The following is a 21,184-nucleotide window of genomic DNA, read 5'->3' on the forward strand; positions in this document are numbered from 1 at the left end:
TTTAAATAACTGCTGGAATACCTGAATTTATTGGAAACCGCGGTGGGCAAAATCTTTTAGCCGAAAACCCATCAGCACCAACGCAGCAAAATAGCTGCTTGCTCCGGCGATAACCACCACCATCAATCGCAATAAGCGCATAGCCATATTTCCCTGCTCCCATGCTGGCATCAACCATAAAGTAACAGTTAATACGGCAATCATTACCGCAATTGCCACAACTAGTTTAAATAAGAACACCCTCCAACCCGCTAACGGCTTAAAAATATCTTTCTTACGTAATTGCCAGTAAAGCATACTAGCATTGAAACAAGATGCCAGGCCAATAGACAAGGCTAACCCGGCATGTTTCAGCGGGCCAACAAAAGCAAGGTTCATTAGCTGAGTCAGAATCAAAGTGACAATCGCAATTTTTACCGGGGTTTTAATATCTCGACGAGAATAAAAACCCGGCGCCAACACCTTGACAATAATTAGCCCCATCAATCCAAAACAGTAAGCAATTAACGCTTTTTGGGTCATTGCTGCATCAAATGCAGTAAAATTACCGTATTGAAATAGAGAGACTGTTAAAGGTTCTGCCAGCATACCTAAAGCAACAGCACAAGGCAGCGCTAATAAAAAACAGAGCCTCAACCCCCAATCCATTAATTTGGTATACTCCTCATGATTTCCGCTGGAAAAACTTTTCGCCAGTGAAGGTAAAAGAATTGTCCCAAGCGCAACACCCAATACACCTGAAGGTAATTCCATCAAACGGTCGGCGTAATACATCCAGGAGACAGAACCGGACACCAGAAATGAGGCGAAAATCGTATTAATAATTAATGAAATCTGGCTGACTGAAACCCCAAGAAGTGCTGGCCCCATCTGCCGCATAACCCGCCATACGCCACTGTCGCGGAAAGAAATACGCGGTAATACCAGCATACCGATCTTTTTTAAATGAGGAAGCTGATATAAAAGTTGCAAAATCCCTCCAGCAACAACCGCCCAACCTAATGCCATCACCGGCGGATTACAATAAGGGGCGACAAATAATGCAAACACAATCATGCTGATATTAAGTAACGTCGGAGCGAAGGCAGGAACAGAAAATCGATTCCAGGTATTTAATATTGCGCCTACCAACGAGGCCAGTGATATCAGAAAAATATAGGGGAAAGTAATTCTTAACAGATTTGTTGTCAGCGTAAATTTATCGGTGGTGTCGGTAAAACCTGGTGCGGTAACATAAATCACCCACGGTGCCGCTAAAACGCCCAACACGGTAACAATTGCCAGAATTAACGTCAACATACCGGAAACATAAGCAATAAACGTCCGAGTCGCTTCATCACCTTGCTGATTCTTATATTCCGCCAAAATAGGCACAAATGCCTGAGAAAAGGCGCCTTCTGCAAAAATACGGCGCAGTAAATTAGGCAATTTAAATGCAACAAAAAAAGCATCCGCTGCAACACCTGCCCCAAATATGCGGGCAATAATGGCATCTCGGATAAAGCCCAAAATCCGAGAGAACATGGTCATAGAACTAACCGCAGCCAGCGATTTCAATAAATTCATCGTATTTATCTCAAAATCATGTTAGTTGATTTCCGAACTGCCTATACGACAGTGAACTGTTACATATTAACTTTAAGTTACTGACAGTTAAAGCGTATATTGATAAAACAATAAAAAAACCTTCTTAAAAAAAAGAATATTCCTTTAGAATAAATAAATTATTATTGAATGCCAAATCATGTACAGACTCAAGTTATATGAATATTTATTTTTACTCACTCTTTATTTATCTGTTTTTTCAATTCAATTCCTATTATTAAATAGACCAATCAGAATAATATCTATTTTATGGAATAAAGAAACCATTCAAATTATTTTCATGACAATTATCCAATAATAAAATATCCAATGAATTATTTAAAGAAATACGGACATGTCTATTTCCAGAGTAACGATATTGCACTTATTATGTGAATCTACCACTCATTATAATTTCAAAAATCATAAGCTCTTAACTGTTATTTACCATAAAAAAGCAAAATGGAGTTAAAAAACCCTTTCAGAAAATGAAAGGGCTTATTGTCATATATTTACCAGATTGTCCAACCGGACATTTTGGCTTAACCTAACGGTGGTACCTGTTTATTAGAATCTAATATCTTATTAGGGTCTACCGCCTTATTAGGATCTACCATTAGAATAATTGTATTTGTTACCTGATTCTGAGATGACCCCGTATTCACTGGTTTCTGAGGCACTTCAGCACTCACTGGTTTTTGAGGTAAATGGGCGTTCACTGCTTTTGGATGCAACGTATACATCCCGCCATTAAATGGATCAAATAAGAGCCAACCAATTAAACCACCAAATAAAAAATTACCCCCAATGTACCAACCATTGGCGCTCGCCTTAATTGGTAATGTTACAGACTCAGAATTCTCTCTAATAAAAGTAACCAGATAGTCTTTCTTACCAAAATAACTTCCATCGGATTTCTCTAAAAGTACATCTTGAGGCGTTTTCCCTTGAGCAACAACCCTACCTAATTCATCTTTGATAGAGAATGTGGCCCCTGATGGATTACTATCAACCTGAACATGCTGAGTTTTATCACCCACGATCGTAGCGCAACCGCTAGTAAACATCACAGCAGCCAAAGATAAAGATAAGGCAGCAATATTATTCATGGTTAATTATTCACTTTGCTAACAAAAGCGGCGAGTATACATAAATTCATGCTTATGCACTAGAAATCATTAACTTTTATCAGCTGCCAATGTAGCATTGTACTTACTGCCTATCTCAATAGGGCTATTTTATTTGCCCTTCTTTGCCATAAAGAGCGAACCTGGGCAGTGCTCAAAATCCTCACGTACTACGTGTACGCTCCGGTTTTTCCGCGCTGTCCGTGTTCACTGTTCATTGATAAGAATGGCCTGCAACAATTACGCCTATTGAGATAGGCTCTTAGCCTTACTACAAAAAGCTCAAATAGCCACTTCAAAAAATGCACCAACCGAAGTCAGTGCGTCAAATAAGTCAACTTATTGAAGCTTACTCAGGATAGAACTCTTGGGAAAAGATCTGATTTATATTCCAGATACATTCATCCGGGAACATATCCAGCCCTGTTTCATCGATAGCGGAAGAAACTGCATCAGCCCAAACTTTGGCAAACCAGTTTTCATCAGCAATTGTGCTTTTCAAGCTGGGTGTCTCTTTTATATGCAATGCCAGTGCCTTTCGCTGTTCCTTAATAGTTCGTTGCCAACTTGAACCACGACGCTCAAGCTGGAATTGCCACATCAAAAGATGGGACAACAAAACTGCCATACGACTTGCTAGTTCACGTTTTTCACTCTTACCCACATCCTCAATTTCCTCGACAATATTAACTATATCGATCTCAGAGAATTTACCTGCACGCAATAATGCTGCTTGCTCATTCGCCCAAACGACCACATCAGTTTCGTAACGGGTATAACTCATAGTTGCCTCCGTTAATATAAAGCTGCCTGTACGGCAGTGAACTATGGCAGTTTTGTTGTCCCACCTTTTAAAATTTTCTAAGCTGCCTGTACGGCAGTGAACTGCTCCGTTTATCTGCACATTAAAGCTAGCAATTTCTAAGCTGCCTGTACGGCAGTGAACTGTAAGATTTTATCACAAATTGTCAGGAGTCATTTCTAAGCTGCCTGTACGGCAGTGAACGTAGGAGAGCCATCCCGTATCACTTGCGTGGCTTTCTAAGCTGCCTGTACGGCAGTGAACATACTGATTTGGACAACGCTCCTTTGATGTTTTTTCTAAGCTGCCTGTACGGCAGTGAACTTTCCGATGTGAAAGCTTGAGAATCTTTAATATTTCTAAGCTGCCTGTACGGCAGTGAACATCAAGATGCCACAATGCCAGCTCAGTGAATTTTTCTAAGCTGCCTGTACGGCAGTGAACATGCCATTGAAATAGTTATTGTAGTTGCCGAATTTCTAAGCTGCCTGTACGGCAGTGAACTGTTACATATTAACTTTAAGCTACTGACAGTTAAAGCATATATTGATAAAACAATGAAAAAACCCTTTTTTACAAGAGAAATAATATTCCATTAAAAATCAATAGATTAAAATCCACCCTCAAAAAAGGGTCAAAAATAAGGTGTGGAGAAGGCAGATTTTCAATGGTGATTTAATTCATCATGACCAATTTACTTTATCTGGTGACAGCACAGGTTAACAATCAACTTTTTCCACTCCATTTTTCATCTGTCAATGCGGTTAATACGTGATCCTGCCAAACGCCATTAATCATCAGGTATTTCTTAGCATAGCCTTCACGTTCAAAACCCAATCGTTCCAACAACTTCCCACTACGATGATTATCCGGCATATAATTAGCCATAATCCGATGCATCCCCTGTTGGCGTTGCATATAACGGATAGCTGGTTGTAAGGCTTCATACATCAACCCTTTTCCCTGCCACTTTTCACCAAGCGAATATCCCAAATAACAAGCATGAAAAGCACCACGCAGAATATTACTGAAATTGGCAATACCAATAACTTCATTCTCATTTGAATCAAGCAGCAGAAAATGAAAAGCCGCACCCTGCCTTTGCATTTCTATGATTAAATTCAATCGATTTATCCAACCGGAAGGCTGACAATAACTTCTATCTCTGGTCGGCTCCCAAGGTTTAAGAAACTCGTGATTCTCTGAATAGTACTCAGCCAAACGATAAGCATCCCGCTCGTACACCAAACGCACCACCATTCGTTCCGTGATCAGACGAACTTTCGGTAAAGTGGAACGATAACCAAACATTATTTCTCCCTAACTATGTTAATTTATCCGTTAAAAATTTAAGTTATTTATCTGTAAAAAACAGCTTCCAGTCATTACCTTACGACAAAAAAATATTATCCATGATTCACTATCCTAATGTCCGAATTAAGTACAGAATATATAAAGAACTATATTTCCTCTCTTCTTACTACTCCAATGGTGAGCAATGTCACTGGTTTCACAAGCACGTAGCCTGGGTAAGTACTTCCTGTTATTCGATAACATGCTGGTCGTTCTAGGTTTCTTCGTCGTTTTTCCTTTAATATCAATACATTTCGTTGAGCAACTGGGTTGGGCGGCGCTGGTTGTCGGTTTTGCGCTTGGTTTACGTCAGTTTGTACAACAAGGTTTAGGTATTTTTGGTGGCGCAATTGCAGACCGTTTTGGCGCGAAGCCGATGATCGTCACCGGCATGCTGTTACGCGCTCTTGGTTTTGCTTTAATCGCCTTAGCCACCGAACCGTGGATACTGTGGTTCGCCTGCATATTATCCGCACTGGGGGGTACCTTATTTGATCCTCCCCGGACCGCACTGGTCATCAAACTAACCCGACCGCACGAACGTGGCCGCTTCTTCTCGCTGCTGTTGATGCAGGACAGTGCCGGTGCGGTTATCGGCGCACTGATTGGTAGCTGGCTGCTGCAATATGATTTCCAACTTGTCTGCTGGACAGGTGCCGGTGTTTTCGTTCTGGCAGCCATCTGGAATGCATTATTCCTCCCTGCCTACCGGATTTCTACTACCCGCACTCCCATCTGGGAAGGGATGGAGCGCGTTATTAAAGATCGTCGCTTCTTCACCTATGTGTTGACGTTGACCGGCTACTTTATGCTGTCTGTCCAGGTGATGTTAATGTTCCCGATTATCGTCAACGAAATCGCCGGAACACCCGCTGCGGTAAAATGGATGTACGCAATTGAAGCAACCCTATCGCTCACTTTGCTGTATCCGATCGCCCGTTGGAGCGAAAAACGATTCCGGCTAGAACAGCGTCTAATGGCCGGGCTTTTCCTGATGAGCCTGAGTATGTTCCCTGTCGGTTTGATTGGTGAAATAAATACCTTGTTTGGCCTTATTTGCCTGTTCTATCTCGGCACCATCACCGCTGAACCTGCCCGTGAGACATTAAGTGCTTCACTAGCTGATCCACGTGCGCGTGGTAGTTATATGGGATTCAGCCGTCTTGGTCTGGCATTGGGTGGCGCCTTGGGTTATACCGGCGGTGGTTGGTTATATGATACCGGCCATGCGCTGAACATTCCGCAATTACCTTGGTTTCTGCTTGGGATTATTGGCTTGATAACGCTGTATGCCCTGCACCGTCAATTTAACCAACGTAAGATTGAATCTGCCATGCTGAGTGGCAATTAATGAGGTAAAATCTGCCCTCCAAAATAAAGGAGTCGATATGAGAAAATTTTTCTTGGGGGCAGTCTTGCTGCTAGCGGGGTTAATCAGTGGTTGTGATCAGTTCAAAGATGTCAGTATCAGCGAAGAGTTAATTAATGGTTATCTAGCAAAACACGTCCATTACCAGAAACAGATCGAATTACATGGTATTGCCAATGCGGATATTGAATTGACAGAACTATCCAGCCAAATTGGTCGAACAGAACCAAACAAAATAGCGTTAACTGGCCGTGCAAATGTAAATATTACATCCTTGCTTGGCCCAGCTAAAGCCGATATGAAACTCACCCTGAAAGCACAACCTGTTTTTGAGCAGGAAAAAGGGGCTATTTTTCTGAAAGAGTTGGAAATCGTTGATTACCAAATTACGCAGGAAAAAATGGAAAAACCGATTAACGCATTACTTCCTTATCTGAATAAATCACTCAGTGCTTTCTTTGATATTCATCCTATTTATGTAATAAAAGCAGATCACAGTAAAGCTGAAGCCGCGGCTAAAACATTAGCAAAAAGGTTAGAAGTGAAACCTGGCAAATTAGTTATTATGCTGACCGATAAATAATTTTCATCAAAATATAGTAAAAAGGCAAATAATTCGACATTATTTGCCTTTTTATCATTTAAAAATTAAGAATCCAGTTCTTCTCTTAACGCCTGTAATGCTTCACGGGTTATCATTGCTAATGTCCGGTAGAAAACAGTTATTGCATGGGCTTCCACTTTCCCCAGAAATTGCCCACACCATGGCAGCAAATATTCATCAAACAGCACAATTTGCCCCTGAACCTCATCTTCTGCTGCCTGATCTTCCAGCCATGAAGCCCCTAATAACAGAGAACCAAACTGATCGACTGGCCCATCGGACAATGGCATTCCTCGTTCAGTCAAAAATTGACGAATATCGTTTTCACTCTCCCCGGTATAGTCAGAACGGCGGTCTGGTACGTTAGCATTATCTCCATAAAACAGTGCCATATAATCAGCTTGCATTGCGGATAGATCGCAGTTTTGTTGCAAACGATCCAACAATGCATCTTGCTCCAATGGCCATGATTGCTTCAATTTACCTTCGACAATCATCGTCAGAAGTGGTTTCAAAATCGGGTCTTGCGGTTGACGATTAAATAAAGTCCCTAAAATACGGCAGACTATTGAAAATTCATTCATCTCAGTTTCCAAATAAATAGCAATTTTGCTGTTATTGTCTCCAATAGCCGCCCCTATTGTAAAGAGACGTTATTAATATCCTAGTTTTATATCCACAACGCCGGTTGATAATTCCCCTTTTTCAATTCGTCGAATATTTTCACTAATCGTATCCATAGCAATATCGGGAATAGTAATAGCCGCAATATGTGGCGTCACCGTTATACGGGGGTGAGTCCAGAATGGGTGCATCTCTGGTAGTGGTTCCTCAACAAACACATCCAATGAAGCTCCAGCGATATAACCTTTATCAATCGCCACCAACAGATCATGTTCTATTAAATGGGCTCCTCGTGCGATATTAATCAGATATGACTTTGGTTTTAGCTGGCTAAACAGCGATAAATTCAGAATACCACGGGTTTTTGGTGTATCGGGCAGCAAATTGATAAGCACCTTGCTACCGGAGAGAAAATCGCCCAATTGATCTTCACCGTGAAAGTTACCTACATTATTAACCTGTTTTGGAGTACGGCTCCAACAACGCACAATAAAGCCCCATTCAACTAACGTCTGTGCAACACGGCTGCCCAGAACACCGGCGCCCAACACACCCACAACAAAATCCTTGCGATCATGAGGTTCGAGTTGTTTCCACATCCTCTGCCCTTGTTGCAGCTTATACTCATCCATGCGTCGCAAATAATGTAAAACCGTTGCTACCGCATACTCCTGCATTTGCAGCCCCATGCCTGCATCTTCAAGCCGCATCAGTGGCACACCGGCGGGTAACATCCCTGGTTTTTGCTGTTCCTGCTTTAAAATCGCCTCTACTCCTGCGCCTAAAATAAAAATCCCCTTCAATCCAGAGCGATTTTCCAACATCTCATAGGGGGGAGCCCAAACCATTGCATAATCCGCATGCTTATTATCGCCGCGTTTCCATTGGCGGATATTGACATTGGGCAATCGTTGCTGCATACCTTGAATCCACTGAGCAGCATCAAAAAAGGGGTGGTAAAAGATAATCTCCATGACTATTTATCCTCATCTTACATTTTCATACAGGGTTATCTGATGATTGAGTGTAGGTTGCAAGTCCCTTTGTTAATCATCATTACGAAAATTTTGAGAATGTTAAGTAGTTAACGAATTCATTTTTTTCTTATCAAAGGACTTGTACATTTTCTATTTCATCGGCATCAGGTGGATATCAATCCACCGAATTGACTCTTATTTAGCTAACCAATCAAAAAACCAAAGAAAAATATCAGAAGAGTGTTGACGCTTGTAACGCTTTTCCCTATAGTAGCGCCCCGTTGCAGCGACGATGTTAGACAAAGTTGCTGGAATGAAAAAAATGGTGAGGTGTCCGAGAGGCTGAAGGAGCACGCCTGGAAAGTGTGTATACGTGAAAACGTATCGAGGGTTCGAATCCCTCCCTCACCGCCAAATTCGAAAGAAAGCTCAGGTTAAATACCTGGGCTTTTTTCTTGTATATACCCCTGATGCAGGGAGGGTCGAGAACCCTCGACTAGGGTTTGACAAAACGACCTGCCGTTTTGGACCGCCAACGGCGGCCCGTAGAGCCAAGCATACGAAACCTAGTACACTCTTGCCACCCATTGGCAATCTCCTTATGCGCCGTGAGGTCATGCGGGTGTAAGAATTTTGCAGGACGACTACTTCAAGAGAATATTAAGTTTCTGTGATATCGCTGGAGCGGCCCCAATAACGAAATTACCTTGAACTAGTATATCTGCTCCGGCTTCGCTGGCTATTAACGATCCTGCGGCTAAATCCCAATAGCCTAGGTCATGCTCGTAGTAAGCATCTAATCTCCCCGCTGCGAGCCAGCAAAGGTCCAAGGCAGCCGAGCCACAACTTCGAATATCTCGCACTTCAGTCAGAAGTCTAGATATTATTTTAGCCTGCTTTCGACGAATTTCTGGATTTTTCGAGAAACCAGTCGATACAATGGCGTCTGATAGATTAAAAGTGTTACTGGATTTAATTTTATAACCATTGCATCTAGCGCCTAAACCGAGGCCGGCTGTAAAGATATCTCGATGAGATGGATCATATATCGCTCCCGCGACAACTTTTCCATCGACTTCAGCTGCTATTGAAATAGCATAGGCTGGAATTCGGCGAATAAAATTTGATGTTCCATCAATTGGATCAATTATCCATTTAATTCCAGAACTCCCATTGTAGTGACCTGTCTCTTCTCCCAAATAGCCGTCATCCTTGTCTGACAATATTAAATTTTGCAGAATTTTTTCCTCAAGCTCTTTATCGTATATTGTTACTTCCTCTCGATAAGGTCCTTTACTGGCCGCTATTAAGTACTCTTGACTCGTAGTACTAGGCAGATATCTAGCTGCCTCACGTGCAGCTGTAGCACAACGCGTAACTAGACTTGTAATGATTTCTTTTGTAAGGCAAGTTTCCATATTTTCTCCTGCGTAAGTCTGGCGGCGTGATGACAACTTAAATGCTGTTGAGAGTCACTGCCATCAAGGTGGCTGGAGGAACCTTCAAATTTAATGCGGTTCACCGTCACCGATAGCTACAAAGGCTATGCCAAGCGCATGCGGAGCGCTTACGCCGCAACGGCATCACCCATACCGGTTGCTTGGCACATGCACGACCCAAGTTCGCCGAAGCCTAGCTGCTTCAGCCCAAAGGCAAGGCTGACAAACCCGATAGAGTACTCAATCAGGTTTCCTCGACGACCCAACCCATCTGGTAGAGTAGAGATATAGCGCAGTGGCGGTAGGTTCGGTATATCCATTGGCCGCTTTTTTCAACCTACCAGCCTAAATCAGCCCCCTATAGATGGGATTCATGGATCAGTTCCCCTTCTTGGTCTAACAACATGGGCTACCTTCAATGAAGTTAGAACTCAAACAAGGTTAGAGAACATTGCATCTACATGCCGAGAAAGAGATCTGTCGCGCTCGATACCAATCCAATGACGTCCAAGGCGATTCGCCGCATGACAAGTGGCACCAGTACCTGCAAAAGGGTCTAAAATGGTCTGGTCAGGCATCGTCAATAGTTCAATTAAAAAAGCCGGAAGAATACTCGGCCAACGATCCACGTAGGCACTTTCTCCTCTTTCCGCAAGAAATAGTTCATACTGTTGGTCATACTTATCCGAGGTATCAAATTCAAGCAAATTTCCTCGAATATATCGCGCATACGGCTCTCGCTCAGCGACCGACACTTGGTAATATCCAGTATAATCTCTACTCACCACCCAGATTGGAGTAATCGAGTCTGGCAACCGAGATAATCCAACGTTAGGCTGAGGACGAAGGAGTTGAGGATTAAAGTAAAAAAGCTCCTGAATTAACTTCCAGCCGCGAGAAATCAGGTACCGCAAAAAAGAAGACTGTTGTATAGACTTGCCCGACGCGTCATCAAGCCACATACCGCCAAGCTCAAACGCAACTACTCCATGAGTGGTCAATAATCGTTCGAACTCATTAAGAAACTTCGCAAACCAATTGACAAACCTTTCTCCCAATCGGTCAGCATCACGAATACTCAAGTCTCCTTCAAAGGGTGGAGAACATATCACTGCATCAACGCTGCCATCCGAAATATCACGCATGACAGATAAACTATCGCCCCATAGGTACACCCCTAAATCCGTCTCAATACATATATCCTTGATCATTAAACATCCCTCCTATACCAAAGATTTATTATTCGGTGTTTGACCATTCAATGGTCTCGCCTGTTCGTACTGTGGCACCACTATTAGAATACCCTCCCAAGTAATAAAGCAAAGTAGGCTGATAGGTACATGCGAACCGCACTTCGCGTTCGAGTAGCGAGTGGAACAGTTTGTCATCCTCACTTGTAAGCGTTCTAGCGTCATCTATGCTAAACTTTTCATGAAATGGCACGGACAAGAGCAAATCTCGGTCCAAAAGCCAAGCGCTCGTATCAACCGGCACATCTCGAACTTCAGGGCGGTCATGGATCACATTGGACCCCGGAACTAAGACTCTTTGCTCCACATAAGCCCAATACTTCTGTTCACCTTCCTCACGTGTGCGCGCCCAAGGCCATCTATGTTCGAGATACGGTTCCCCCGTAGTAGTTAAAAGAGCGACTTCTGAATATACCGCAGGAGAATCGCTCTGGAAGGCAAGTGCCTTGAGTGACGACAGATGATTGGGCAACCATTCATTATCATCGTCAAGGAAAGCTATCCAAGGATTCTCCGCCATGTGTATCCCTATGTTCCTTAAAACCGACGATCGGCCGGGGCCAGACACATCATTTGATGCCCGAGGCACAAAGTGAACCTTACATCGATCAATACCACTAGAATCAATAAACTCTTTTATACTTTCCTCAATCCAACGATCCCCATCGACCAGCACAATATGTTCCGCAGCAGACTCAGTCTGGCGCTGCACACTCAGTATCGCCCTTCTAACCTCTATTGGCCTATAACGTGTCAGCGTAATTACTGAAATTCCAGCCATAATCTACTCCACTAGGTAAATTTCGGATGACCGCACACAGCCATCATCGGTTGTTATGTCTTTTCGGCAAACTTCTAAAAACTCACGGCTAACTAGATCTTCATATTTCTCTAGTGGTCGCCAGTCGGCTCTTCGTAATTCCCTATGTGAGTGAAGTTTTCCGACACTCCCCAAACAATACTCGCAAGCCTTAAGCGGTTGCGAACGTGTAAGAAATTTATACAGGGATTCTACGAACCCCGGTTCACTGCTAATACGAAGACCATCTACTTCACTATTCCAACCCCCAGCTATACCTTGCTGTGGGATAAAAACGCTCTGAGGACAAAGGAAAAACCAACCGTCTATAACCGTGTGCGAATGCCAGAAATGAGCCATCTTACAAGTATCGTAAACATCTTGAACTAGGGGAAAATCTTCATTTCTTTTTTCTGAGTAACTGAAACGGAAATTATCGTAATAGTTAATCAGTAATTTAACTTTATGTGACGCAGCTTTGGACTTGAAGGATTCAATCTTTTCCTCGTTAGGTAGTCTGCTAGGGTAAAGTGAAAGCTCAAGGCTATCTATTATCTCCCACAATTCTTCTGGTGCCTTGTGAAGAAGTGTTCCATTTGTAGTTAACAAAATTTCATCAGCAATACCGGAGCTAGCCGCCGCTTTGATCAACTCAAGTAAGTTTGGATTTAAAAGTGGTTCACCTCCCATAATTTTCACATAAGATGCATGATACGAGTGACTGAGAATTTCTAAATAGCGACGCATCATGCCAAGGTCGGCATTTTTTTTTCTAAACAAAGGCGACAAATGCGCACAAGACTTACAACTCATGTTGCAATGCAAGACTGCGTTAATCTCAATTCCCTCAGGGTTAAAAACTTTGCCGTCTCGGAGCCGGATATTTTTCATTTTTAACCTCGCAGTTTTTCCATGCATCTTAGTATTTTTAATACGGCAGATACAATATCATCCATATCTTTAGTGGTACCTAGGAGAAGGTGATGAAGAAATGCGAAACTAGTATCATAAGCTTTATGCGCAAAGGGTAAATCAAATCTCTTCGGGTTTAACTGGTGAATCAATTCTTTCGTATTGGCAGTCTTAAATAATAGCGGGTTATAGAGAATATTTGAATTCATCGGCGCGTCTAATGTTTCAATAAAAGTACCCAGCTCTGCGGACATCGCTTCGACTACTCGATGTATAGAGAACGGTCCTACAATATCAGCATCTAGTTGAATCACGTAATCATAATAAGTCCGTCTGGTCAGTCCAATAGGTGGAATGACGGTATTCACACCAGATATTGTTTCTAAGGCATTCGTTAAATATGAAGCATTAGCCTCACGCACTGCATTTTGTTCATCTAATCGCTCAAACTGAGCAAGTGCGATCGCAGAGTGAATTTCTGACAAAGCATGATTAGCACCGCATACTTTTCCCATTTCAACGAGTTCCAATTGTCCCACCACAGGGTGAGTGATGTAAATTCGACCATTTGAGCGATACTGTTGAAGACGGCTATAAGCATCTGGTGAACCACATGTTACAATTCCTCCTTCCCCACAAGTTAATACCTTTGTTTGCTGCAAACTAAAAACACCAAGCTGCCCAAATGATCCTAGCTTTTGTCCTCGCCACTCAGCACCATGAGCTTGTGAACAATCTTCGATCAAAGCTATACCGGCTCGATTTGCAAGGTCGATAAAGCCATCAATATCAGCGGCAGAGCAGTAAGCATGCACCACAAGAATTGCAACGGTTTTGTCACTAAGGGCCGCTTCCGCTGCTTGTACAGAAATGCTAAGCGAGTTCGGATCGACATCCACAAGTACTGGCACAGCCCCCAGTTCGACAACTGTCGATGCACAAGCTACCCAAGTCAATCCGGGTACAATAACTTCAGTCCCCGGCCCCACACCAACCTCCTGCAATGCAATCTTGATCGCAGCAGACCCATTCGTAGTCGCTATAGCGTAAGGGGAACCTTGGTAGTCAGCAAATGCTCGGCAGAACCTTTGCTCATAGCCCTTCGCACCAGTGTAGCATCCACTAATCGCCCATCGTCCCGAGAGCATTACAGCTTCAAGGTTAGCCATGGTTTGCTTAGTAACGATCGGCCATGCGGGCCATGGTGAAGTGCGGACCGGATTTCCTCCAGTAATTACAAGTTCAGAAACACTCATAGAAATTTCTCCATTTTAATCAAAACAGCCTAAAAATCTTAGGCGGGCGTCTTCAATACGATGTTGAACTATAGACTCATCGACCTCATAACTAGCGAAGTCATTTATAAAAGACATGCCTACATCAGCGATTTCCCACGGTGTATCAAGATCATAAAATTGAAAAAGATTATCAGCATGATCTATTATTTCGCGCCCCTTGGCTAAATCGCCTTTAAGATTTCTAATATCAATATCTGAGCGAGTAGGTAAAGCTGTGATTAACTTTGTTGCTAGTGCTTGAACGTCCCGGGAACCTAAATATAGTAAAAAATCTCCAGCGTCTCGTGGATTATTTGAACGTCCCGCAGCAAAAAATCCATCTATTGGGGTGTCTTCTCCAACTGCAACATGTTCATTTATTATAGGAAATCTAAAAAAATCTAGCTTTTCGATGCAGTCAGAAGGCACGTATTCATCTTGGACATAACTTCCGATCAAAGTCATTCCAGCTTTACCACTCAACACCGCCTCTACAGCTTCTTCTTCATCATAAGAATTTGCTTTACCGAGAAACCAACCGTTGTCTTGCAGCTTTCTAAAGAATGAAAACACCGTTTTAATTCTTTCATCTGTATATGGTATTTTTAGATCCATAAGTTGCTGATGAAAATCTGGGCCATTTAACCTCATATTAAGGTAGTCGAACCATGCTACCGCAGGGCAACGGTAACGTGAACCTAGCGAAAAAGGGACAATACCACTTGAACGTAGTTTTTCAGCCGCGACGGTAAGTTCCTGCCAATTGTTGATTGGCGTGTCTATTCCCACTTGTCTAAAAATTGATGGGCAATAATATATGGCCCACCAGAAGTAAGATGTTGGAACAAAATATCGTGCATCTCCTTCATCAAACATCTTCTGAAATCTAGGCTGGAGCAGCTCATAAAACTTCTCAATTCCTTTGATTGATTCAGTCTTAATCATGAGTTCACGCTCCATGAAAGACTTCATGCGATTTCCTGAAAACCAAGTCAGAACATCAGGCGGGCTTACTCGGGTGAGGTAACTTTCAAGCGAGTCTCTAAGTTCCTCATGATCTATGAAAATAAGATTAACGGATCTATTTGATTGATTGCTATTCCAACAGTCCACCACCTGCTTTATAAAAGATTTTGTCACCGGTGTAATTTGGTCTGTTATAAATGAAATAGTCATCTTAACCTCCTGCGCTATTGCTGCTTAATTTGCGTATTTTTAATAGCATTTCATGCATATTCCTCTTGCTATCAAATATTTCTTCTATTGATATATCATTACAACCAATGGACTGTAATTTTTTTAAAAACGACCGTTGATACTTCTCTCGAAATATTCCTGATCCACGTGGAAGGTATGATGTGTGAGCATGCATTATTTTGCTCTTATATAGTTCGTCGTTAACGCTCAGTTGTTCGGTAAAAATATGGTAGCAGTCAGCCGTTATTGAAACTTCAGGAATATCGCTCACTACCTTCTGGGCTTCAATACAAGAGTTTATTAGATTTGTTTCACCACTGTGTAATGGCTCAATGCTAAGCATTTGCTTTCTCTCAATACACACACTCTTGGCTTTATTTATGAAATCAATAAGCTGCTCGTATGCCCAGTCCCGTTTGAAATGCTTAGGTACAGTACGTGCTTGGCCGCTACCAAGAACAATTTTTCGTACACCTAACGTGGCAGAGAGATCAACCATCTGCGTAAAAACGTTAAGCGCATATGTGTGATCAGCGTCATCTCCAACAATTCTAGCGCCAAGCCCTCGCGGCAATGGTGATGTCATAGCTTCGAAAGATATACGCTCTAACCCTAACAATTTCTCGATATTTCCGGCCCTAGAAAGTTGAAGAAGAAAGTCACCTTTTATTTCTAGGTAATCAAAGGCGCATTCTTCAGTCCATGCTAAATGTCTACTATCAGAAATAACACATCCAATACGCATAATAATTAATCCTGAAAAGGATAATCATCGATAAACTTCGAAAGCAATTGAAGTTCACTCTGTATAGCTAACAACCCCTCTTGGAGATCAGAATCATTGATAGATAGTGGCGGATATAATCTTATCCGGCTGTCATACGCCATAGCGATAACCCCGCGACTCAGCAAAGAGGAAAAAAACAGGCGCGTTACCTCAGAAGGTAAAGGACGGTTTGTGCCTGGAAAGACTAACTCTAAGCCGATCATGAGCCCTAAGATTCCAGTATTCCCGACCACTGCCAGATCTTTGGACCATGACTCAATGATACTTTCCGCTAGCTTGCCTAACTCACGACTTCGTTCGATTAGATGTTCATCGCGGATGATTTCAACCGTTGCTAAGGCTGCTGCACTGGCTAAAGGGTTTCCACCAAATGTTGAAGAAGCAGCACTTGGAGAAGAAAATGACGTATTTTCAACTAGGGCTGCATCACTAATTATTGCGCTCGTGGGTATACCAGAGCCCATAGCCTTACCAAGCACCAAAATATCGGGTACTACGCCCTCATGTTCATAAGCGAAAAATCGCCCAGTTCTTCCAAATCCCGTAATTACTTCGTCGAAAATCAATAATGCCCCCAAATCGTCGGCCAGATTGCGTATCTCTTTAAGATACCCCGGAGGGGGAACGATATTTCCATTAGTACCTTGAACAGGTTCTATAATTATGGCTGCGATGTTGTTTGTAGTACTCTGTTTTATTGTGTTTCTTGCAAGTTCAACACAGGCATAATGACAATCTGGGAAGCTGAGGTTTAATGGACATCGATAACAGTAGGCGTAGGGAATATGATGAGCGCCTGTCGGCAAGGGGCCTACATCTCGTTTTCGTGGCCCGGCATGGAGACTTATCGCTCCTTGGGTCTTGCCGTGAAAACCACCCCAGAAACTAACTATTTCTTCTCGACCGCTTGCAGCCCGTGCAAATCGAATAGCGGTTTCTACCGCTTCACTGCCAGTAGAAAACATGTGCATTTGCTTCAGGTTTGACGGCAAAAACTCCATTATACTTTCATGGAGTTGGGCACGTACATCTGTATAGAAACTGCCGACAGTAAACCGCGCAAGCTGCTTCATCATACATTCTTGAAACTTCGGGTGAGAATGTCCAATGTTACAAACACCGACTCCAGTAAAGAAGTCGATGTACCGATTCCCTTCCATATCCCAAATGTACGCATTTTCAGCATGGTCTACTACGATACCTGCATATTCAGTAATTGATGCCCCCCCTGGTAGCGAGTATCTCGAGAATTGCGAAATTATTTTCTGAGTTGTGGGAGATAGATGCTTATTCCTTCTGCTTACCATGTGATCCCCTAGAATTATTCAGACTTTTTGGAAGTAATTAGTCGTGCGAAGGCTTCCCCGCCAAGCCCTTTCGGCTGGTTAGCTGCCAATATAGACTGGAGTATTTTTATATCTGCTTTGGCATCAATAACATCAGTAGCTACGTTTTTGTTAGTAGTAATACATTGATAGAAAACTCGTAGCTCTTCTTTGAATGCATTATCATAAGAAACCTCTACCTCACTGGTTACTAGATTCCCGTTCTGCATGTATTCTTGGGACACTATGGTTGGTACATTTTTCAAAAATGGAGAGCTGAATTTTACCTTTATACGTTCAGAGTCTGAATACACTGAGAGCTCTTCAACATAGTTTCGAACCCCGGATAAGTATGACCAAGTCAATATTATGTGGTGCCTTTCACCGTAATCTAAAACCGTAGTTATGGTCGGGTAACAAGAATGTATAGGCCATATTTGCGTTGACAGCACCTTGATTGGTTCGCCAAAGATAGTACGGATTACATTGATATTATGGACCATGCTACTGAGCATAGCATCGTGGTAAACATATTTAAGGTTTTCCTCAATATTCCCCACGGCACTAGTTACAATCCTATTTTGCTCTCGAATTTTAGTTTCTTTTACATCTTCGGATACATCATCGAACCGGAGAACTCCATGCATGTCGAAGTACTGCTGCTCGTCCGGATGGAGAATTGTCACTTGCGTATAACGAGGGTTTTCAATCTGCTTAGCAAGATCAAGAGCGTATTTAAATCCAGGATCATAACGTTTCATATAGCCAACCATTACGATTTTGTCAGTTTGCTCTAAAAGTCCTTCAATTTCTTCGGCTTCTTTCACCGTAAAACAAAGTGGCTTCTCACAGAAAACATGTTTTCCTGCCTTTAAAGCTTGCGAAACAAGCGGGGCATGAGAGCCTTCGGTTAGGACAAATACTGCATCAATATCTGACTCAAGAAACGACGTGTAGTCGGTATATCTATAGTTAGCGTCAATACCATATTTTTGCCCTATAGAGTTCAAAAGGTGAATAGAAAAATCGCATATGGCTTTAAGTTCAAAAAGCTCGTTGAGGTCTTTTAAATGCGGAAGGTGCATGATCTGAGCAATTGCACCACATCCAACTACTCCTACTTTAATGCGACATATCTCTGGCATTTTTATCTCGCTCCGCCTTGATGAAGGGAAAACACCAAATAAACCACCGCTATCATGGTGCAGCCAATATATTTCATTTATAATCAAATCTATACAATGATTCAGTTAAATAACAGTAACCATCCCCAGCAAAATCAGGACTTTCAGAACATGAACCACTAAACGATTACTTGTGCTCCCCTGACGGGAGAAACTCTCAAACTGGCATCTGCAACTGGCCAGCTCCGAATCCTTCTTCTCTTGATGACGGATGTACACTCACGAATCACTTGCTCATCTCGCTCCTCCGTCAAAACGAAATAGCCTCGCCCTCAGAAATGTTTATTTGTAGTTTTGCGATCACTCCATGTACGTCCACACGATACGAATCTCACTCTTCCCTTTGATAAATCCGACAATCTGCGTCATCGCGTACTTCGACGTAACCATAATCACTATGTACACATGATCCGACATAAGACGGCCTTCCTCGATCTGGCTTTGCTTCTGTTCCGTCAGACGATGAAGCACTTCGCTCAGATCTCCGCATATATGCCCGAATAACGCCTTCCTTAGCTACTTCGGAATTACTCTCCCAGAGCAAAGCTGGGGAGCTCCTACACTGGTCTAGAGAACTTCCTGTACAACATGGTCATGAATATGCTTTAACTCTTTGTTTTTCATAAAATTCTTAATATGGGAAATATCTCTGCCTTCTCTCTGGAACTGCTCTAGACATTATTACTTCTTTAATATATAACTTAGTGTAGTTCACTGTTCATTTTTTTTAATATATAACTTAATGTAGTTCACTGTTCATTTTTAGCCAAAGTATTTTTGATTATACCTCAGTTGTGGTTGCACTTTAGCTGTACTATCTCCGCAGCCGCAGATTTCGAGCGTGATCAAGGCCAACGGCTAGGACTGATGAATGACGAGCAGGCACGGTTTAAGGCGCTTGCACACGAGGTACGTGAGTTGCGGCTGGTGCGGGAAGGGTGGCACGTTGCACCGTGGGGAGGCTGATACGGCGACATCAGTGCGTTATCGCCTTACAACACGATGAGGTCAAAGATTGCGGCCGGCATCCCCATCAATATGTTTGAGTTCAAACCCGTAAACCGGGGGAAGGTCTGTTTGGCTGTCAAGAGAGCATGACCACGATAACAAACAGACTAGCGGAGCTCCCGTAATAGTCCGCTATAGGGAGCAGTTTATACAAGCTTGCAAAGCAAATTATCTGACTTTAGTGAGGTGAAGACCTTTGATAATCAGTGAAATGCAACACAAGCTCGCAACGTGGGCGATAGCTGAGGCCAAACGCAAGTTCGATAGGTTGCTGCGTCTGATTGCCCACCCACAGTGGCTGGCAGAAGCAGTCCAGAAAACACTGACGTCCCGTGGCAGCCTGACGCCGGGGATTGATGGCATGGTCGAACAGTATATGCAAAGTCGGCTATCGGAAACCCTAGCCCAGCTTCGACAGAAATTGCTGATAGGAGACTATCAACTGGCACCTGGCCGGCAGGTATATATCCCGAGAGCCAACGACAAGCAGTGCCCGCTGGGGATCCCGACGTTACAGGATCGTATCGTCCAGCGCGCCATGCTGATGGTGATAGAGCCTATTTGGGAGAGTGATTTTCACACGCTTTCCTGTGGATTTCGGTCTGAGCATAGTGTTCATCATGCAATCCGTACGATGAAGCTTCAACTGACAGATAACCATGAGACTTGGGGACAGTGGGTAATTGAGGGAGATCCCTCCAGCTACTTTGATACGGTGCATCACCGATTATTGATGCAAGCCGTGTGGCGGCGTATCTGCGATCAGCAGTTTCTGTCACTGCTCTGGAAAATCATGAGGGCCGGCCATGTTGACTCTGAGCTGTTTTGTGCAGCCAACGAAAGAGTGCCGCAAGGTGGGGTTATTTCTCCGCTACTGGCGAATATCATGCTGTATGAGTTCGACCAGTATCTGGAACAACATTACCTAAGCCAGAAAACACGAAAAGATCGATGGTATCACAATTACAGCATCAAGCTCAGACGCAGTTCTGCTATCAAAGGCCATTGGCAGTGTCTGCCAAGAGTCACCTACTGCCGCTATACTGATGATTTCATCATCATAGTCAAAGAGACCAAAGCTCAGGATGAAGCTATTCGGGACAAATGTCATCAAGAGCTCGAAGGTCAGTTGAGGCTGAACATGGAAAAGACCCAAATTACCCATGTTAATGATGGCTTCACCTCCTTTGTACACCGGATCATCCGCAAACGCAGCCATTACAGTGATATGCGGGTGGTCAGCACCATTCCCCGGTATAAGGCCAGGAACTTCGCTACCTCGCTAACCCAAATGTTGTCGGGTAACTGGAGAGCCGGATGCTCTGAAAGGAGCACGTCCAGTTCGTCTACCGCCTGTAGGAGGGGCCGCTCTGGCACGTCCCACCAGCGGAAAACCGAAGCGACTTGTTATCGGCAACAAGCGGGCCAGCCCAAGCTGCCTTTGCGAAAGCCGGGGCGGTGCACCTACGCTATAGTGGGGCTTATTAGTTTGCCTCAATGAGCTACGAGGCAAGTTTAAAAGGTACTCTTAAACATGATCAAAACGGCAAAACTTTCATGAAAGAA

18 protein-coding genes, 1 tRNA gene, 2 pseudogenes and 1 CRISPR repeat array are annotated in these 21,184 nt (G+C 43.2%); of the genes and pseudogenes, 5 read left to right on the plus strand and 16 right to left on the minus strand.

Annotated elements, in window-relative coordinates:
• Positions 1-27: 27 nt before the first annotated feature.
• The 4 genes and pseudogenes from murJ to rimJ all read right to left on the minus strand — a co-directional run bounded on the left by murJ (position 28) and on the right by rimJ (position 4,824).
• Positions 28-1,566 carry a murein biosynthesis integral membrane protein MurJ gene (gene murJ, locus ACGF49_RS04665; RefSeq protein WP_387489884.1) on the minus strand — a complete coding sequence of 513 codons (1,539 nt, stop codon included), beginning with the start codon at positions 1,564-1,566 and terminating at the stop codon, positions 28-30.
• 722 nt (positions 1,567-2,288) lie between these two features.
• Positions 2,289-2,693: pseudogene (locus ACGF49_RS04670) on the minus strand (hypothetical protein); the annotation flags it as partial.
• A gap of 367 nt (positions 2,694-3,060) precedes the next feature.
• Positions 3,061-3,495 carry a DUF29 domain-containing protein gene (locus ACGF49_RS04675; RefSeq protein ID WP_387489887.1) on the minus strand — a complete coding sequence of 145 codons (435 nt, stop codon included), beginning with the start codon at positions 3,493-3,495 and terminating at the stop codon, positions 3,061-3,063.
• Between the two features lie 14 nt (positions 3,496-3,509).
• A CRISPR array of direct repeats spans positions 3,510-4,017; the repeat unit is 28 nt; unit sequence TTTCTAAGCTGCCTGTACGGCAGTGAAC.
• A gap of 222 nt (positions 4,018-4,239) precedes the next feature.
• Positions 4,240-4,824 (minus strand): ribosomal protein S5-alanine N-acetyltransferase, encoded by a 585-nt coding sequence (gene rimJ, locus ACGF49_RS04680; protein WP_387489890.1) that lies wholly within the window; start codon positions 4,822-4,824, stop codon positions 4,240-4,242.
• 187 nt (positions 4,825-5,011) lie between these two features.
• Between rimJ and mdtH the strand changes: the two genes are divergently transcribed.
• A complete protein-coding gene (mdtH, locus tag ACGF49_RS04685) occupies positions 5,012-6,217 on the plus strand; it encodes a multidrug efflux MFS transporter MdtH (protein ID WP_387489892.1) in 1,206 nt (401 codons plus the stop codon).
• A gap of 37 nt (positions 6,218-6,254) precedes the next feature.
• Positions 6,255-6,818 (plus strand): lipoprotein, encoded by a 564-nt coding sequence (locus ACGF49_RS04690; RefSeq protein ID WP_387489895.1) that lies wholly within the window; start codon positions 6,255-6,257, stop codon positions 6,816-6,818.
• A 65-nt stretch (positions 6,819-6,883) separates the two neighbouring features.
• Here the strand turns inward: ACGF49_RS04690 and ACGF49_RS04695 are convergent, their stop codons facing one another.
• Together ACGF49_RS04695 and ghrA are read right to left on the minus strand one after the other, a co-directional pair.
• Complete coding sequence (locus ACGF49_RS04695) at positions 6,884-7,423, minus strand: molecular chaperone (RefSeq protein ID WP_271858977.1); 540 nt, start codon at positions 7,421-7,423, stop codon at positions 6,884-6,886.
• 72 nt (positions 7,424-7,495) lie between these two features.
• Positions 7,496-8,437 carry a glyoxylate/hydroxypyruvate reductase GhrA gene (gene ghrA / locus ACGF49_RS04700; RefSeq protein WP_113040662.1) on the minus strand — a complete coding sequence of 314 codons (942 nt, stop codon included), beginning with the start codon at positions 8,435-8,437 and terminating at the stop codon, positions 7,496-7,498.
• A gap of 327 nt (positions 8,438-8,764) precedes the next feature.
• Between ghrA and ACGF49_RS04705 the strand changes: the two genes are divergently transcribed.
• A tRNA-Ser gene (locus ACGF49_RS04705) sits at positions 8,765-8,854 on the plus strand.
• 230 nt (positions 8,855-9,084) lie between these two features.
• Here the strand turns inward: ACGF49_RS04705 and ACGF49_RS04710 are convergent.
• The 10 genes from ACGF49_RS04710 to ACGF49_RS04755 all read right to left on the minus strand — a co-directional run bounded on the left by ACGF49_RS04710 (position 9,085) and on the right by ACGF49_RS04755 (position 19,081).
• Positions 9,085-9,858: an inositol monophosphatase family protein gene (locus ACGF49_RS04710; protein WP_271858978.1), complete on the minus strand. Its 774-nt coding sequence runs from the start codon at positions 9,856-9,858 to the stop codon at positions 9,085-9,087.
• Positions 9,859-10,310: 452 nt separating this feature from the next.
• On the minus strand, positions 10,311-11,054 hold the full coding sequence (locus tag ACGF49_RS04715) for a site-specific DNA-methyltransferase (RefSeq protein ID WP_349010495.1): 744 nt from the start codon (positions 11,052-11,054) through the stop codon (positions 10,311-10,313).
• Between the two features lie 64 nt (positions 11,055-11,118).
• On the minus strand, positions 11,119-11,910 hold the full coding sequence (locus ACGF49_RS04720) for a glycosyltransferase (RefSeq protein ID WP_271858979.1): 792 nt from the start codon (positions 11,908-11,910) through the stop codon (positions 11,119-11,121).
• A 3-nt stretch (positions 11,911-11,913) separates the two neighbouring features.
• Positions 11,914-12,819 carry a radical SAM protein gene (locus ACGF49_RS04725; protein WP_181573418.1) on the minus strand — a complete coding sequence of 302 codons (906 nt, stop codon included), beginning with the start codon at positions 12,817-12,819 and terminating at the stop codon, positions 11,914-11,916.
• A 2-nt stretch (positions 12,820-12,821) separates the two neighbouring features.
• Complete coding sequence (locus ACGF49_RS04730; RefSeq protein ID WP_271858980.1) at positions 12,822-14,096, minus strand: DegT/DnrJ/EryC1/StrS aminotransferase family protein; 1,275 nt, start codon at positions 14,094-14,096, stop codon at positions 12,822-12,824.
• A 15-nt stretch (positions 14,097-14,111) separates the two neighbouring features.
• Complete coding sequence (locus tag ACGF49_RS04735; RefSeq protein WP_113024410.1) at positions 14,112-15,293, minus strand: ABC transporter substrate-binding protein; 1,182 nt, start codon at positions 15,291-15,293, stop codon at positions 14,112-14,114.
• A 1-nt stretch (position 15,294) separates the two neighbouring features.
• Entirely contained in the window at positions 15,295-16,059 is a 765-nt protein-coding gene (locus ACGF49_RS04740; protein WP_271858981.1) for a sugar phosphate isomerase/epimerase, read from the minus strand.
• A 5-nt stretch (positions 16,060-16,064) separates the two neighbouring features.
• Positions 16,065-17,408, minus strand: coding sequence for an aspartate aminotransferase family protein (locus ACGF49_RS04745; protein ID WP_271858982.1), 1,344 nt, complete (start codon positions 17,406-17,408; stop codon positions 16,065-16,067).
• Between the two features lie 14 nt (positions 17,409-17,422).
• A complete protein-coding gene (locus ACGF49_RS04750) occupies positions 17,423-18,571 on the minus strand; it encodes a Gfo/Idh/MocA family protein (protein WP_271858983.1) in 1,149 nt (382 codons plus the stop codon).
• Positions 18,572-18,910: 339 nt separating this feature from the next.
• A complete protein-coding gene (locus ACGF49_RS04755; RefSeq protein WP_387489904.1) occupies positions 18,911-19,081 on the minus strand; it encodes a transposase in 171 nt (56 codons plus the stop codon).
• A gap of 306 nt (positions 19,082-19,387) precedes the next feature.
• Here ACGF49_RS04755 and ACGF49_RS04760 point away from each other — a divergent pair, with 306 nt between their 5' ends.
• The gene (locus ACGF49_RS04760) at positions 19,388-19,576 is read left to right on the plus strand and encodes a hypothetical protein (RefSeq protein ID WP_271859001.1); all 189 of its coding nucleotides are present in this window, start codon (positions 19,388-19,390) and stop codon (positions 19,574-19,576) included.
• A 253-nt stretch (positions 19,577-19,829) separates the two neighbouring features.
• Positions 19,830-20,927 (plus strand): annotated as a pseudogene (locus tag ACGF49_RS04765) (reverse transcriptase domain-containing protein); the annotation flags it as partial.
• Between the last annotated feature and the right edge of the window lie 257 nt (positions 20,928-21,184).

Source organism: Photorhabdus sp. RM96S, assembly GCF_042879335.1.
GTDB lineage: Bacteria > Pseudomonadota > Gammaproteobacteria > Enterobacterales > Enterobacteriaceae > Photorhabdus > Photorhabdus kayaii.

Excerpts from the sequence above, each read along its gene's own strand:
- murJ (WP_387489884.1), bottom strand. The coding sequence starts at position 1,566 with ATGAATTTATTGAAATCGCTGGCTGCGGTTAGTTCTATGACCATGTTC.
- ACGF49_RS04675 (WP_387489887.1), bottom strand. The coding sequence starts at position 3,495 with ATGAGTTATACCCGTTACGAAACTGATGTGGTCGTTTGGGCGAATGAG.
- rimJ (WP_387489890.1), bottom strand. The coding sequence starts at position 4,824 with ATGTTTGGTTATCGTTCCACTTTACCGAAAGTTCGTCTGATCACGGAA.
- mdtH (WP_387489892.1), top strand. The coding sequence starts at position 5,012 with ATGTCACTGGTTTCACAAGCACGTAGCCTGGGTAAGTACTTCCTGTTA.
- ACGF49_RS04690 (WP_387489895.1), top strand. The coding sequence starts at position 6,255 with ATGAGAAAATTTTTCTTGGGGGCAGTCTTGCTGCTAGCGGGGTTAATC.
- ACGF49_RS04695 (WP_271858977.1), bottom strand. The coding sequence starts at position 7,423 with ATGAATGAATTTTCAATAGTCTGCCGTATTTTAGGGACTTTATTTAAT.
- ghrA (WP_113040662.1), bottom strand. The coding sequence starts at position 8,437 with ATGGAGATTATCTTTTACCACCCCTTTTTTGATGCTGCTCAGTGGATT.
- ACGF49_RS04710 (WP_271858978.1), bottom strand. The coding sequence starts at position 9,858 with ATGGAAACTTGCCTTACAAAAGAAATCATTACAAGTCTAGTTACGCGT.
- ACGF49_RS04720 (WP_271858979.1), bottom strand. The coding sequence starts at position 11,910 with ATGGCTGGAATTTCAGTAATTACGCTGACACGTTATAGGCCAATAGAG.
- ACGF49_RS04725 (WP_181573418.1), bottom strand. The coding sequence starts at position 12,819 with ATGAAAAATATCCGGCTCCGAGACGGCAAAGTTTTTAACCCTGAGGGA.
- ACGF49_RS04730 (WP_271858980.1), bottom strand. The coding sequence starts at position 14,096 with ATGAGTGTTTCTGAACTTGTAATTACTGGAGGAAATCCGGTCCGCACT.
- ACGF49_RS04735 (WP_113024410.1), bottom strand. The coding sequence starts at position 15,293 with ATGACTATTTCATTTATAACAGACCAAATTACACCGGTGACAAAATCT.
- ACGF49_RS04740 (WP_271858981.1), bottom strand. The coding sequence starts at position 16,059 with ATGCGTATTGGATGTGTTATTTCTGATAGTAGACATTTAGCATGGACT.
- ACGF49_RS04745 (WP_271858982.1), bottom strand. The coding sequence starts at position 17,408 with ATGGTAAGCAGAAGGAATAAGCATCTATCTCCCACAACTCAGAAAATA.
- ACGF49_RS04750 (WP_271858983.1), bottom strand. The coding sequence starts at position 18,571 with ATGCCAGAGATATGTCGCATTAAAGTAGGAGTAGTTGGATGTGGTGCA.